This is a genomic window from Dyella sp. GSA-30, from assembly GCF_027924605.1.
In the GTDB taxonomy this organism is placed as follows: Bacteria; Pseudomonadota; Gammaproteobacteria; order Xanthomonadales; family Rhodanobacteraceae; genus GSA-30.
Window position 1 is genome coordinate 3,802,043 of record NZ_AP027042.1, and the last position, 13,916, is coordinate 3,815,958.

A 13,916-nucleotide genomic window follows, 5' to 3' on the forward strand; every position below is an offset into this window, starting at 1 on the left:
AGTCCTTATGACACCCACCCGCTTCGTTCCACGTAGCCAGCGCGGTGTGATCTCCACGCTATTGGCCATCATTGTCTTGCTGGCCACGCTTCTGGCCGCACTTGCGCTCATGCGCTCGATCGACACCAGCAATACAGTGGCAGGCACGCTCGCTTTCCGGCAGAGCGTCTCGCAAGAAGCCGAACTCGCTTACCAAAAAGCTGTATCCGATCAATTTCTATACGCTAACGGCGTGGGCATAGGCGAAGCCGACAATACCGGCATCGGTTATTACGCATCTATCCAGCCGGTGGATTCGCGTGGCATCCCGGTAGGCCTGACCAATGGTTCGCAAGGGACGCAGCTGGCCAACAGCGCGGCCGTGGTCGACAAGGTCTACTACATGATCGAGCGCCTGTGTCCCACCAGTGGGCCGCCGCTGATCGTTGCTCCAAACCAATGCCTCGTTCCCGCAGCAACGGTGACCGGCGGATCATCCACGGGGAATCAAGGTGGGTTCACCGTCGCCGCGTCGGCCGGCTACCGGCTGACGGTGCGCGTCGATGGCCCGAGAAACGCACAAAGCTATATTCAAACTGTCCTGCGCTGACCGTACGCGCGAGCGGCTGCCATTGAAGCTCCATTGAAAACGGGTGGCTCCCGCTACCCCGGCAAAACATCGAATGCATGTACCACGCGGCAGCGCTTACCAGTGCATGCCTTGAGATCTTTTAACGTACCGAGAACTGCCATGCGCAAGACTCAACGCCCATTCTCCATCCAGCGTCGCGGAGCGATGCTGCTGGCCCTCGCACTGACACTGGTTCCCGGTCTCTCGTCGGCCGCAACTACCACGCTGTCGGACGTGCCGGTCGGTACAGCATCGAACGTTCCAGCCAATCTGATGCTCGCGTTGTCGGTGGAATACCCGACCGGTACCGTAGCGGCGTACAAGGACGCTTCCGGCTACAAGTACAGCACCACCAGCCCTTATCTGGGCTATTTTGATAATGGAAAGTGCTACGACTACATTACCGATGCCTCCAATAGCAACGCGCAGTACTTCAAGCCCGTAGGCTCGGTGTCCAGTAACGGCAGCTGCGTCGACTCCAAGAACAAAAGCCATTGGAGCGGCAGCATGTTGAATTGGGCCACCATGACGGCTCTGGACGAGTTTCGCCAAAGCCTGACCGGTGGCAACCGCTCGATCGACACCACCTCGACTACCGTACTGCTGCGTTCCAATCTGAACTCGCAAAGTTCGACCGGCAACATGCCCGATCGTCATGTCTATGCCAAAGGCAATGTTGCGCCCAGCACCGTGATCGGAGACACGACCTATAGTGGCCTGAGCGACGTCTACATCCGCTCGGCCGGGCAAGGCTCGAACTTCCTCATATCCGACAACAGCGGCTTTTCGACCGGCAATATCGGCAGCTCGAACAATCCGAAGAATGGCAACGTTACGACCTACAGCGTAGCCGTGCAGGCTTGCGTCACTGGCATGCTCGAGGCGAACTGCAACTCGGCACACGCTTCCACCGACTACACCAATGCGGGCGTTTACAACAAACCCGATGGCCTTATCCAGCAAAACTACACGCGCATTCGCGTGGGTGCGGCGGGCTACGTGTTTGCATCGGGCGACCGCGCTGCCAACGGCCTGGTGCGCGCCTTGCTCCGTGACAACGGACCGACGACCTACAACGGTAACGGCGCTCGACAAACCAACACCCAGTCCGAATGGGATGCGAAGACGGGTATTTTCGCCGCCAACCCGTATCCCACTGATACGGCCAAGACACCCGGCGCCACCACACCGACGCAAACGGGTGCTATCAACTATCTCAATAAATTTGGCTATGCGAACGGTTACGAGACGTATGACACGCTAGCCGATCTTTATTGGGCATCGCTGGCCTACCTGATGAAGGTACAGCTCGACGCGGGATACACCAGCGGCATGAGCGCCAGCGGCACCCTCGATACGAATTTTCCGGCTTTCTCCGGTACCGATCTGAATGACCCGGTGCAGTACACGTGCCAGGCCAACGCCATCGTTACCATCGGTGACTCGCACACGTGGTACGACACGCGCGTTCCAAGTTCCGGTGGTCCCACGCCCAATACATCGACCCGCGCGCCGTTGACGCCTGTCAACGGCGCCGATGCGGCCAAATACGTTACTGCGTTGGGCAATCTGCCCTTGATCGAAGGCGCCAGCTCGCCCAAGACGATGGCGTCGCTGTTCGGTTCGGGGACGTCGCTTGGCAGCAAGTTCGAACCCAATGGCACGAGCAACGCCACCTATAACATGGCCGGCCTCGCTTATTTTGCACACACGCAGGATATCCGCCCCGACCAGGCAGGCAAGCAAACGGTGGATACGTACACCGTCGATGTATTGGAACCGGGCCCTTACGACGGCACCTCAGGCAAGGAGATCTACAACCCTGCCGGCTTCAATACCGGTGGCGGCGCCGCCGGTCCAAACATGTATTGGCTGGCGGCGAAATACGGCGGCTTCAACGACGTCAACGGCGATGGCATTCCAGCCAACTTCCTGACCTGGCATACCAATACCAGCACCGAAGCCGGCAAGGATCTGCGCCCGGACAACTACTTTCCCGGCAACCGTCCCGATCTGATCCAATCGGGCCTGTCACAGATTTTCAAGAAGGTGTCCACGACAGCGCAAAGCGCCGCCGGTCCAGGCGTCACGCTCAGCCGTGTCCTGACCAATGTACCGGCGAGCGCCTCGTCGGCACCTTACTATTCACCTGTCGCAGGCTTCCCCATCTATACCGTGAGCTACACCCCAACGGTGTGGACAGGCGATGTCACCGGTTATGTGGCGAGCGCGTCCATCCCGGGCTCGGTCAATCCGGTGACCGGCAGCGCGTCCTGGAGTGCGCAGACCAAGCTCGATGCACTGGTAAAGGCCCAAAATACCGCCAAGACCACCTATGGCTGGGATTCCGGGCGGCGCATCATGACCTACAACGGTACGAAAGGCGTCGCCTTCCGCTATAGCAGCCTGTCGTCTTCGCAGCAGACCGCGGTGGGCAGCGCCAACATGGTCAACTATCTCCGTGGCGATTCGAGCAACGAGAGCACGACCTACCGCACGCGCACTCATGTGCTGGGGGACGTGGTGCACTCCGAGGCAGTGCTCGTGCAAAACGCGTTGTCGCCTAAATACAGCGAGACCACTAATCCGGGTTACACCGCTTTTGCGACCAGCGTCGCCAGCCGCGCACCGGTGATCTATGCCGGTGCCAACGACGGCATGCTTCACGCGTTCGCCGGCGACTTTTCCGTGCCTGGCTCAAGCAACAGCTATGCAGGCGGTGGCAGCGAACTTTTTGCCTATGTTCCCAGCCTGACCATCGGCGGCCCCAACGGCACGCCGCTGATCGACGGCCTGCCCGCCCTGGGCAACTTGAACGGCGTATCCACCAACAGCTACAGCCACCATTTCTACGTGGACGAAACACCGCAGGTCGCGGACGTCGATTTCAACTACACGGCGCTTGTTATCCCCGCGGTACAGAGCACGGCAGCGTCGGCCAATTGGCACACCCTGCTTGTCGGCGGCCTGGGCAAGGGTGGCAAGGGCATCTACGCGCTCGATATCACCAATGTCCCCTCCGCTATCGATGCGAGCAGCAGTACTGCCACGACCGAAGGAACGCTCGCGACACAGAAAGTGCTGTGGGAATTTACCGCTGCCGATATGGGCTACTCGTATGGCGCGCCCATCATCGCCAAGACGCGCAAGTACGGCTGGGTGGTATTGGTGACCTCCGGCTACAACAACGCCAGCGGGAACGGCCATCTTTATGTGCTCAACGCCCAGACCGGCGCACTGCTCGAAACGCTCAGTACACCAACGAACGTCGGTTCGGCCGGCAACCCGAGTGGCCTTACTCAGGCAACGGCCTACACCAGGGATGTGAGCGACAACACCATCGAACAGGTGTACGCGGGCGACCTGCTCGGCAATGTGTGGCGTTTCGATCTGTCGGGTGCAACCTCAGCCGCCTACCCGGCACCGACCTTGCTCGCCCAGCTGACGGATGCATCGAACCAGCCCCAACCGGTGACCACGGCACCGCGCGTGGAACTGGACCTGACCTCCACCGGTCTGGGTACGCGCCGCTGGGTGTTTGTCGGCACGGGTAAGGCATTGGACGGCAGCGACCTGACGACCACCCAGCAGCAGACCATGTACGGGCTACGCGACGGCGATAGTGTCAACCCGTCCACGACGGGCCTGCCGATTACGCGCAACACGCCGACGTTGAATCAGATTACCGATCTGACCAAGGGTGCACCCGTCGCCGATACGGATGCCGGCTGGTACTACGACCTCACTGGTACCGCCGGCCAGAATGGCGCAACCGAGCGCATCGTCGTCAATCCCGACTCCGCGGCAGGTACCTACGTGATCTCGTGGGCCACCATGACACCGACCTCCGACCCTTGCACGCTTGCCGGCAGCATCTATTCGGTTGCCTTCGGCTCGGGACAGTCGGTGCTTGTCGACGGAGCAGGCAATATCATGAGCTCGGTCACCGCACTGTCCGCGCCGACCAAACTGGAACAGGTGCAGCTACCGGGTACCAACCAGGTGTCGCTGCTCTATGGCCAGGCGGGCCAGCTGCCACAGGTGGTAGGCATGCGCCAAAGCAATCCAAACGGCACGTTGCAACGCGTTAACTGGCGAGAAATCATCAACTAGTGCATAAACAAAAACCCGGCGAATGCCGGGTTTTTCTTATCTCAGGCAACACACAGACGCCTGCACCCTCGCCCGCGTCGCCGGCCTCAAGTGACAGCTAAACGACCTCGCCAACCATGGCCGCTGGCGAAGCGACCAGCGATCATCAACATCGCGCTTTATCCCGAAAAGGCATGTCACTCCGGCGCTCTTTCAATTCGCTGGCAATCAAAGCTCCCTTCGCCAAGAGCCGCAACGGTACGCGCCATACCCAAACGATATGCATGATTACTTCGCCACTTCTGGCGCACAAACTTCGAGAGACCGATTGCCGCGAGCGATCTGCGAAAACTCGCTTACCCAACTGTGCGCCAACCATCCGGAAGTAAGCCTGGCACTTATCGCCACGACCGATGCGCATGTCGTCGGCCACCGGTCCCATGCGGGCCTCGACGCTGCCCGCATCGCGGCCATGACGTCATCCATCATTGCCATCTGCGAATCGCTCTCGAACGAACTCGATGGCGGCGGTTGCCAGTCGGCATCGATTTCCATGGGCGAATACACCTTTGTGATTGCGCACATTCCCACGCCACAACAATCGCTGGCACTGGCTATCGGCGTGACGCACGACATTCTGCTGGCCCGCGCGCGGCGTCTGACGCTGGATTTTTCCGCCCGTATCGCCCGGTCGCTCGAATCACTCGACCCGCCTCCATCACAACCCTAGCCCGATTCTGGATCCTTACAGTTCCTTTGGAAGAGCCATGACCCAGTTCACTCTCGACTCACTGAAAATCCTGGACGGCTATGTAGCCAGCGCGCTTGTCGATGCCGACAGCGGTATGTTGATGGCGGGGCATAGCCAGGGAGATATCGACCTCGACCTGGCCGCTGCCGGTAACGCCGAAGTAGTTCGTGCCAAACGCCGGGTTACCGAATCGCTGCGTATCGAGAGCGCGATCGAAGACATCCTGATCAGTCTGGAACACCAATATCACCTGATCCGGCCACTCGAATCGAACAAGTCCGTTTTTCTCTACGTGATCATCGACCGTGGCCGATCGAATCTTGCGATGGCCCGGCATCACCTGAAGGCCTTCGAGAAGACCCTGGATTTTTCCTGAGGCCGTACCACGGATCGAACCGAGGGCTGTGCCGTGCACATACAGATAGACGTTGCGGGCGTTCCCGATGAACTCAGGCCACGGCTCTCGCTGGCTTGCGGCCTGCTCGCCGCCGAGCAGCTGCAGGTCGACATGCAGACATGGCAAGGGCGCAATTGCGACGTGCTTGTCGTGGATATGCAAAACGGATACGGACGCCTGGCTTACGAGGTGGCCAAGCGCAGAGGCCTGCTCGTACTCGGTTTTGGATTCGAGGGACACGACATCGGCACCCCGGGGCTCTGTCGCCTGGATCGGCAGGCACCGGTGGCTGCCATCGCCCGAGCGCTCAAGGGGATGTTGCTTCCTTTCACAGCGGTCGAGAAAAACGCCGTCACCGGGCTGCTCGATATCTGCATGCGTGAAACAGGGTGCCCCACGGACCTGCTCGCCAGGCAAGGCAACGTAGCGGTCATCCTGCGTCCGGCAGCGGGAAGAATCCATGCGCGTTCGGTGAGCGATCTGCTTGCGGCCGAAGCACGGCTCTTGAACATCGGCTGGTTCTGGAGCCTCACGGCCGATACCACGCGCAACGAAGCGAATTGGCACATCACGCGCAGCCTCGACAGTTTTCTCGTCATCGCCTGTCGGCGGTACCACGCCCGCCTGCCGCTCTTGGCGGACCGGACGTTTCGCCTGAAGCGATGGCCCGATATCGTGGCACTCGCGGACGATGTCGATTCGCTTCGCCTGGCGGCGCTGCTTCATCAGTCGCCATGGAGCGTACGCGAACTCGCCCAGCGGACCGGCATGGGCATCACCCTGGTCAATGCCTTCTGCTGGGCGGCCCTGGCGGGCGGCTCGATGACCAGCGACGAATCGCAAGTCGTGGCCCTGTCCACCCGAAGGATGTCGCAACCGGCGCCCTCCATCCTTCAACGCGTCGCGCGCCACTTTGGACTGAAGTTCGGGCATGAACACTATCGCGTCTGACGGCAGCATCAAGCTGCTTTTTACCGGCCCTGTCGGTGCCGGAAAGACCACGGCGATCCACGCCATCTCCGACTCGCCTCCTGTTTCGACCGATGTTCCATGGACGGAAGCCGATGGCGGAAGCAAAACAACCACAACCGTCGCCTTCGATTACAGCTCCATACGGCTCGATGACAGCGAGACACTGCATGTCTACGGTCTGCCCGGGCAACCCAGATTCAACTTCATGAGCGCGATCATCGGGCGTGGCGCGCTGGGTGCGATATTGCTCCTGGACGGATCTTCTCCCGACATCGCTGGCGACTGTGTCGAGCACGTCCGCCGGCTGGGTCAACTCTTCCCGGGGCTGGGCTTTGTCATCGGCGTAGTGAAGACCGATCTGTCGCCACATTTCTGCATTGGCATGCTGTATCAGGTGGTGCAGGAGATGGAATTGAGCGCGCCGATTTTCACCATCGATCCGCGGCATCGAGCACAAGTCATCCAGCTCGTCCGCGCCCTCCTGCTGCTTGTGGACTGAAGCCGCGTCGATGAGTGCGCGAAGTGGATCGACTTCGCTCCAGACGGCACGACAGCTTGGATCGATACTGGCTGGGCGACTCGCCGGTCCAGCGCCGGAACGCCCGGGTCAGGTTTGCCGCATCGGAGTACCCGCGACGCATGGCAATTTCATCGATGGTCATGCTGGTATTGAGTACGTCCCGCAGCACTTCGTTCTTTCTCGCATCGTCGATGAGCTGGCGAAAATTCACCCCGAGTCCATGCAGCTTGCGCTTGAGGGTGCGGCTCGACATGCACAAGGCCCGTGCTACCTCTTCGATGCCTGGATAGGTTTCGTCGGCCACCGGCATGAGATTCATGACGCGTGCGACCAGGCACTCGCCCTGCCCCCATTTGAAACGCAAGCTTTCGTATTGTGCCTTGGCCTGCCGCAAGGCAACGGGATTGGCCGTGACGATGACCGACGCAAGGTAGCTCGACGGAATGCGCACCAGGCACATGCGGGTGGCGTATCGGATTCTTGCAAGCCGGTCGCGATAGGCAGGGAAATAATCCGGCTGATCGTCCTTGAACCAGATCTCGATATCGGGCATGGGCAGTTGAGTCAGTTGCGGACCGAGCCTTGCCGTCATGGTGGCCAGGCGCTCCAGCGCGCATTGGCGCATCGGCGCACCTGGCGACAGGTCCTGGATGTGCAACTCCAGATAATCGCCCCGCTGCTGCGCGACCAGGCGAAACCCGGAGGTACGCAAGTCCTGATACCTGACCCAAAGCTCGAGGGCTTCGCCCAAGGTCTCGCAACTCATAAGACCAAAGCCGAGCAGCCCATGCCAGGTCAGCGTGCAGCTCAGGCCCAGCTCGAAGCCAATGCCCGGGTCGTCGGTCAGTCGCACTGCGTTGGCCAGCAACGCCGCATCCTGCTGGGTCGTCAGTCGAAGATCCCCCTCGAGCTGGGCGGCGCCGACTCCGGTGCCCCGAAGCAATGCCTCCGGGGTCAGCCCCCTGCGCTCCATCAGCTGGAGCAGGCCTACGGCGTACTCGGCCGAGACGTCGGCCCGAAACCAGTCACTCATATCGATCTGCACCTTGCGCATGACCTGGCGGCGGCTCCACAAGGCGTTGTGGAATTCGCTGAACGTCAGGCGAGCCGATGCTTCACGTCGCAGCGAAGATGCGCATGCGTTTTCCCTATGCGGGAGTTGTGGGAAATATATTTCCCCACAAATACAATCAATTAGATGCGAGCACCCTGAGGCCGGCAGGTCTGTTCAATGCACTTGGGCCGAGTGGAAGGCGAGGTCCAACACCCATGCATGCAGACGACATTCTTTCAGGCGCGGAACTCTTTCGAGCAGTCCGCATAGCGGCAACCCATGGTCATTTGAGGCCATTTACCTCAGCCGGCCTGAGAACCCTGCCCGATGCACCCTGTATCTGGCTCGAAATGACATGTCGGGCGGAGACATGTCGCTTTAATCTCTATGACAGAAATCCGTTGCTCTCTTGCACGATTCTGGCGATACGATTGCTGTACCGAAAGGTCGACGAGCCCACGGCCCGCCGGCCTTTTTTTTTGCCCATCCAACCTGATGCAGCCGGGATAGATGATCCGGCCAGCGCTGTACTTATTGCCCCTCGGGCGGTTGCCAGAGCTCCACCTTGTTGCCTTCCGGGTCGATGACCCAGGCAAATTTGCCGTACTCGGATTCGTCGACCTTTTCGAGCACGTTGCAGCCCTCTTCCCGCAGGACCTTGACCAGGGCAAGAAGGTCTTCCACCCGGTAATTGATCATGAAGGACGCGGTGCCGGGCTCAAACTGATCGCTACCCGAGGACCCGACCGACCATACGGTCGTTCCGCCAACCGGGTTGCCGTCACCGTCGTCCCAGGTGAACGCCGTGCCGCCCCAAGCCTGGACGTCGATGCCCAGGTGCTGCTTGTACCAGGCCCGCAATGCCGGGGCGTCTTTGGCCTTGAAGAAGATGCCGCCTATTCCCGTAACGCGCTTCATGAGATCTCCGAGATGAGGTAGTGGTGAGACGCCGTATTTCTCTACGCCCGACTAAAATACACCTGGGCGCTTTGGCGATCGATGCATCGCTGCTGCAGCCAGTCCAACCCTTGCTCCCGGAACTCCGACGGCGCAATACCGTAAGTCCGGTGGAAGGCACGACTGAAGTCCGAAGAGCTGCCGAAGCCCAGGCTGTGGGCGACCTCAGCCACCGGCGTCGCCGGAGAGCGTACCAACTGGTCGCTCGCTTCCTGTAAACGGCAATGCCGGATGTAGGCAAAAAGGCCACCGTCGTGTTCGAACATCCGGTACAGCGTGGGGCGCGACAGCGGGAACGCGCCGAGGATGGCCTCGGGAGAAAGCTCCCTTCGACGCAGATTCGCCTCGATGTAGTGCTTGATCTGAACATGCATCGCGGCACGCGCTGCGGCGCGCGCCCTGCTACCCAGGCGGCGCTGTTTCCCAAAGGCCGCCATCAGTAGATGAGCTGCCGTTCGCAGGCTGCTATCCATCTCCTCGCAAGTCATCGTGGGCAATTCATGACGCAGTATCGCCAGATGGCGCGGAAGCAGGCGAGCCAGCGGTGTGTCATAGCCGATGACCCGACCATGCAGGGACTCCGGATCGGAAATGACCGATTCAACGACATGGCGCGGAAGGAAGAAGGCCATGATGCGCGATCGCATCGGCCGCACCATGTGCATGGGCTGGCCCATATCGAGCGCCAGGATCCCCGGCGTGAACTGAGATGCCTTCTCACGGCGGGAAGGACCTGTCGTCGTTTCGACAATGCCTTCGACGGCAACGTGAAAAACGAAATCCCGCACGTTGTCGGTAGAAATACGTGCCGCGGTGCGGGCCTGCAATAACGGATCCGTGCGCACATCCAGATACACCAGATCCTTAAGTACGTAGGTGTCGATGTGTCCATCGAATCCCTTCGCTATCTGTGCCCGCGACAGCGGCACGTCAAGCGTCCTCCCTACATACTCGCTCCACGCGCGCATCTGCAAGCCGACAGGTTCGTTGGCCACGGTGAACGACCGGCGCAGTACCTGCGAGTGCGGGCCAGAGGCATCCGCCATCGACTCGGGGTACGCATAGCGTTGCTGCTGGCGAACAATGGCCTGCCTGACCGCGTCGGAGTAACCCCGGGTGGTATCTGCAATCATGGCCATGCATGGCGCCTTATCCAAGGTGAGGCAGCATGCCAAGGCGATGGTGCTGCCGCAAGCACCCATGATGCGTGCCGGTGCCGATCCGAAACAGGCAGAAAAGCATGCCTTCGGAAACTGGCAAGCCATGGCAATCTATGCAACGCTATTTCTTTTCAAGCGCAAGAAAAAACATGAGCGAAGCATTGACCTGCGGTGTGCATCATGTCGGCCTGGCCGTTCCCGACCTCGATGCCGCGATGGCTTTCTTTTGCGACACCCTTGGCTGGAAGGAGGTCGGCAGGAACGACAACTACCCCTCGGGTTTTGTGACCGACGGCAGCACCACGCTCACGCTTTGGCGTGTCGCCGATCCCGCCACGGCCATTGCATTCGATCGCCGCGCGAATATCGGCCTTCATCACCTGGCGCTCGCCGTTCCCGACGAAGCAGCGTTGTTTGCGCTATTCGATAAGGTCTCCAGGCATCCCGGCGTGACGATCGAGTTCCCGCCGGGCCCTGTGCGCCCCGGCATGGACAGAAAGCATTTTATCTGTGCCATGCCTGGAGGATTGCGCCTGGAATTTACTCCTCGCACCTGATAGATCGCGTATGGAAAAAAATACTTCCCATGAAATCCGCCACATCGGCACCGAGTGCGTATGGGTGTACGCGGAAAACGCTCCCGTTATTGCGCATGAACACGACGCTAGCACGCTGATCAGCCAGGCGTACGAATATCAGGCCAGCTGGCTGGCCTTGTCGGTGAATTCGTTGACTGAGGATTTTTTTCGACTCAGCACCGGCTTGGCCGGAGCCATCGTGCAAAAACTGGTCAACTATCGTCTGAAGCTTGCCATTGTGGGCGACGTCACACCGTGGGTGGAACGCAGCAACCCTTTTCGCGATCTGGTGCTCGAGGCCAACGGCGGAAACACCTTCTGGTTTGTCCCCAACCTTGAGGTACTTGAGCAGCGGTTGATTGCTCTGCATTGACCTGGCGTCGCGATGAATGGAGCTTCGAGCTGACTTGCAGCCACCTCGAGCTCCGCACCGTTAAACCTTGAGCGCGGTATCGACGATCTGCTGCGCTTCTTCCAGGATCGATTGCAGATGCGCCTCGTCCTTGAAGCTCTCCGCATAAATCTTGTAGATGTTTTCGGTGCCCGACGGACGCGCGGCGAACCAGCCGCTGGCGGACTCGACCTTGATGCCGCCGATCTTGGCGCCATTGCCTGGAGCGCTATCAAGGATACGTTCGATTTTTTCACCGACCAGTTCGGCGCTCTGCACCTGCTGCGGCGAAAGTTTCGCCAGTACCGCTTTTTGTGCAGGATCGGCGGGCGCGTCGACCCTTGAGGCGTACGGCGTTCCCAGTTCAAGCGCAAGCTCGCGATAGAGTTCTCCCGGATCGCGGCCTCGACGCGCAGCGATTTCGCCGGACAACAGCGCTGCCGCGATGCCGTCCTTGTCGGTCGACCACGGGGAACCGTCACGACTGAGGAACGATGCGCCTGCGCTTTCTTCGCCGCCAAAACCCAACGAGCCATCGAGCAGGCCGTCGACGTACCACTTGAAGCCAACGGGCACTTCATAAAGCCTGCGCGACAGTCGTTTGGCGACACGATCGATCAGCGCGGTGCTGACCAGGGTCTTGCCGATGGCGGCGTCCCTGGACCACTGCGGTCGGTGCTGAAACAGGTAATCGATCAGCACGGACAGGTAGTGATTGGGCATGAGCAGCCCACTGCTGCGCGTGACGATGCCATGCCGGTCATGATCGGTATCGCAGGCAAAGGCAACGTCGTATTGCGTCTTCAAACCGATCAATCGTTCCATGGCATAGGGCGACGAAGGATCGAGCCGGATCTTGCCGTCCCAATCCACCGTCATGAATCCAAACTGGGGATCGACGACTTCACTGACGACGGTCAGGTCGATCTTGTAGTGCTCGGCTATCCGGCCCCAATAGTGCACGCCGGCACCGCCAAGCGGATCGACACCCATATGAAGGCCCGCGCCACGCATGACATCGAAATCGACCACGTTGGCCAGGTCGGCAACATAGGTACCGAGATAATCGAACTCATAGATGGTGGCCGCATGGCGCGCCTGAGCGAAAGGCATCCGGCGCACGCCCTTGATGCCGTCTTCCAACAGCGCGTTGGCGCGGTTCTGTATCCATCCGGTAATATCGGTATCGGCCGGCCCGCCATTGGGCGGGTTGTATTTGAACCCGCCGTTATCGGGTGGGTTATGCGAAGGCGTGATGACGATGCCATCGGCCAACCCCGACGTACGCCCACGGTTGTACATCAGGATCGCATGCGAAATGGCGGGCGTCGGCGTGAATTCGCCGTTCAACGAAAGCATGACCTGCACACCGTTTGCGGCCAGTACTTCCACCGCACTTTCCAGCGCAGGCTGTGAAAGAGCATGGGTATCGATACCGATATACAGCGGGCCGTCGATACCCTTGGACGTGCGGTATTCGCAGATCGCCTGGCTGATGGCCAACACATGCCACTCATTGAAACTGCGATCGAACGACGAACCGCGATGACCCGAGGTGCCGAAAGCCACGCGCTGCGCCGGCACGCTGGGGTCCGGGCGTAAATCGACGTAGGCGGCAAGCAGTTTGGGGATATCGACCAGCAGGCTGGGTGGAGCCAACTTCCTTGCAAGCGGACTGATCACTACTCCCATGCAAACCACCTCTTCGCCGATGACAAGTCGATAAAGTGGGTAGTTTGCCTTATGGCGCGTTAAGAGTGGGCATGCGGCCAACCCGGATTCAGCCCAAGGCGGAAAATTTACGCGACCGCGCGATTTCGGCGTAGCCCCTTTACGCCCTCCGGATGCAGCATTCCGCATCCGCTCCGCGGAGCGATAACAAGCACGATACCGTGAGTATATTGATCGTTCATGGGCCGCACGCGGCCGGCAGCTCTTTCACACAGGATTTGCTACTTCAACTTCAGCAACAAGCTCATACGGCGGGTCGCTCGCTGAAGCTGTGCACTTGTGGTGATCTGCGGGACTTTGTTGTTCAAGTGTGTTCCATCAAGTCCCATACCACCGAATTCGTTCTGCTCGACCCAGGTGACCTGGCAACGCAGGCACACGCGCACCCGGAAGCCGGCCTGGCCGGTGCTCTCGATAAATTGGCAGCCCCCTATATCGAGGTCCACGAGAAATTCGGCGCGGAGCTGGAACGCGGCAGTCCTCATCATGCCAGGGTCGCTACCGTGATTATCAACGGCAATATCGGCAGCAGTTACCGGATAGGCCTCAGCATCGCGCTTCGTCAATTGAATACCGAGCGCCGGCTTCAAGGTGACCATCAATCGCATATGTGAATGATATGGCCTGGTCGCGACTGAAGTCGCTCCTACAAGCTAGCTGTGCCTGCCTGAGTTTGTAGGAGCGACTTCAGTTGCGACCCCAC

13 protein-coding genes are annotated in these 13,916 nt (G+C 60.0%); 9 read left to right on the forward strand and 4 right to left on the reverse strand.

What is annotated here, in order from left to right; translation table 11 throughout:
* The first annotated feature begins 7 nt into the window (after positions 1-7).
* The 6 genes from QMG46_RS16260 to QMG46_RS16285 all read left to right on the forward strand — a co-directional run bounded on the left by QMG46_RS16260 (position 8) and on the right by QMG46_RS16285 (position 7,321).
* A complete protein-coding gene (locus tag QMG46_RS16260; protein ID WP_281848890.1) occupies positions 8-589 on the forward strand; it encodes a hypothetical protein in 582 nt (193 codons plus the stop codon).
* Positions 590-730: 141 nt separating this feature from the next.
* The gene (locus tag QMG46_RS16265; RefSeq protein WP_281848891.1) at positions 731-4,723 is read left to right on the forward strand and encodes a pilus assembly protein; all 3,993 of its coding nucleotides are present in this window, start codon (positions 731-733) and stop codon (positions 4,721-4,723) included.
* Between the two features lie 307 nt (positions 4,724-5,030).
* Positions 5,031-5,432 carry a roadblock/LC7 domain-containing protein gene (locus QMG46_RS16270; RefSeq protein WP_281848892.1) on the forward strand — a complete coding sequence of 134 codons (402 nt, stop codon included), beginning with the start codon at positions 5,031-5,033 and terminating at the stop codon, positions 5,430-5,432.
* A 37-nt stretch (positions 5,433-5,469) separates the two neighbouring features.
* The gene (locus QMG46_RS16275) at positions 5,470-5,829 is read left to right on the forward strand and encodes a roadblock/LC7 domain-containing protein (protein ID WP_281848893.1); all 360 of its coding nucleotides are present in this window, start codon (positions 5,470-5,472) and stop codon (positions 5,827-5,829) included.
* Positions 5,830-5,862: 33 nt separating this feature from the next.
* On the forward strand, positions 5,863-6,801 hold the full coding sequence (locus QMG46_RS16280; RefSeq protein ID WP_281848894.1) for a hypothetical protein: 939 nt from the start codon (positions 5,863-5,865) through the stop codon (positions 6,799-6,801).
* Positions 6,782-7,321 carry a GTP-binding protein gene (locus tag QMG46_RS16285; protein WP_281848895.1) on the forward strand — a complete coding sequence of 180 codons (540 nt, stop codon included), beginning with the start codon at positions 6,782-6,784 and terminating at the stop codon, positions 7,319-7,321. Before QMG46_RS16280 ends, QMG46_RS16285 begins: the two co-directional genes overlap by 20 nt.
* Here QMG46_RS16285 and QMG46_RS16290 read toward each other — a convergent pair.
* The 3 genes from QMG46_RS16290 to QMG46_RS16300 all read right to left on the reverse strand — a co-directional run bounded on the left by QMG46_RS16290 (position 7,281) and on the right by QMG46_RS16300 (position 10,492).
* Entirely contained in the window at positions 7,281-8,396 is a 1,116-nt protein-coding gene (locus QMG46_RS16290) for an AraC family transcriptional regulator (RefSeq protein WP_281848896.1), read from the reverse strand. The genes QMG46_RS16285 and QMG46_RS16290 overlap by 41 nt on opposite strands.
* A gap of 531 nt (positions 8,397-8,927) precedes the next feature.
* Positions 8,928-9,314, reverse strand: a complete 387-nt coding sequence (locus tag QMG46_RS16295; protein WP_281848897.1) for a VOC family protein — start codon at positions 9,312-9,314, stop codon at positions 8,928-8,930.
* A gap of 41 nt (positions 9,315-9,355) precedes the next feature.
* Positions 9,356-10,492 carry a helix-turn-helix domain-containing protein gene (locus tag QMG46_RS16300; protein WP_281848898.1) on the reverse strand — a complete coding sequence of 379 codons (1,137 nt, stop codon included), beginning with the start codon at positions 10,490-10,492 and terminating at the stop codon, positions 9,356-9,358.
* Positions 10,493-10,560: 68 nt separating this feature from the next.
* Here QMG46_RS16300 and QMG46_RS16305 point away from each other — a divergent pair, with 68 nt between their 5' ends.
* Together QMG46_RS16305 and QMG46_RS16310 are read left to right on the forward strand one after the other, a co-directional pair.
* Complete coding sequence (locus QMG46_RS16305; RefSeq protein WP_281848899.1) at positions 10,561-11,070, forward strand: VOC family protein; 510 nt, start codon at positions 10,561-10,563, stop codon at positions 11,068-11,070.
* Between the two features lie 10 nt (positions 11,071-11,080).
* Positions 11,081-11,464: a DUF4180 domain-containing protein gene (locus QMG46_RS16310; RefSeq protein WP_281848900.1), complete on the forward strand. Its 384-nt coding sequence runs from the start codon at positions 11,081-11,083 to the stop codon at positions 11,462-11,464.
* 60 nt (positions 11,465-11,524) lie between these two features.
* Here the strand turns inward: QMG46_RS16310 and pgm are convergent, their stop codons facing one another.
* Positions 11,525-13,174, reverse strand: coding sequence for a phosphoglucomutase (alpha-D-glucose-1,6-bisphosphate-dependent) (pgm, locus tag QMG46_RS16315; protein WP_281848901.1), 1,650 nt, complete (start codon positions 13,172-13,174; stop codon positions 11,525-11,527).
* Positions 13,175-13,374: 200 nt separating this feature from the next.
* Between pgm and QMG46_RS16320 the strand changes: the two genes are divergently transcribed.
* The gene (locus QMG46_RS16320; RefSeq protein ID WP_281848902.1) at positions 13,375-13,827 is read left to right on the forward strand and encodes a hypothetical protein; all 453 of its coding nucleotides are present in this window, start codon (positions 13,375-13,377) and stop codon (positions 13,825-13,827) included.
* Positions 13,828-13,916: the final 89 nt, after the last annotated feature.

Bases quoted from the DNA above. Each gene is read 5' to 3' on its own strand.
- QMG46_RS16260 (WP_281848890.1), top strand. From the start codon at position 8: ATGACACCCACCCGCTTCGTTCCACGTAGCCAGCGCGGTGTGATCTCC.
- QMG46_RS16265 (WP_281848891.1), top strand. From the start codon at position 731: ATGCGCAAGACTCAACGCCCATTCTCCATCCAGCGTCGCGGAGCGATG.
- QMG46_RS16275 (WP_281848893.1), top strand. From the start codon at position 5,470: ATGACCCAGTTCACTCTCGACTCACTGAAAATCCTGGACGGCTATGTA.
- QMG46_RS16285 (WP_281848895.1), top strand. From the start codon at position 6,782: ATGAACACTATCGCGTCTGACGGCAGCATCAAGCTGCTTTTTACCGGC.
- QMG46_RS16290 (WP_281848896.1), bottom strand. From the start codon at position 8,396: ATGCGCAAGGTGCAGATCGATATGAGTGACTGGTTTCGGGCCGACGTC.
- QMG46_RS16295 (WP_281848897.1), bottom strand. From the start codon at position 9,314: ATGAAGCGCGTTACGGGAATAGGCGGCATCTTCTTCAAGGCCAAAGAC.
- QMG46_RS16300 (WP_281848898.1), bottom strand. From the start codon at position 10,492: ATGGCCATGATTGCAGATACCACCCGGGGTTACTCCGACGCGGTCAGG.
- QMG46_RS16310 (WP_281848900.1), top strand. From the start codon at position 11,081: ATGGAAAAAAATACTTCCCATGAAATCCGCCACATCGGCACCGAGTGC.
- pgm (WP_281848901.1), bottom strand. From the start codon at position 13,174: ATGGGAGTAGTGATCAGTCCGCTTGCAAGGAAGTTGGCTCCACCCAGC.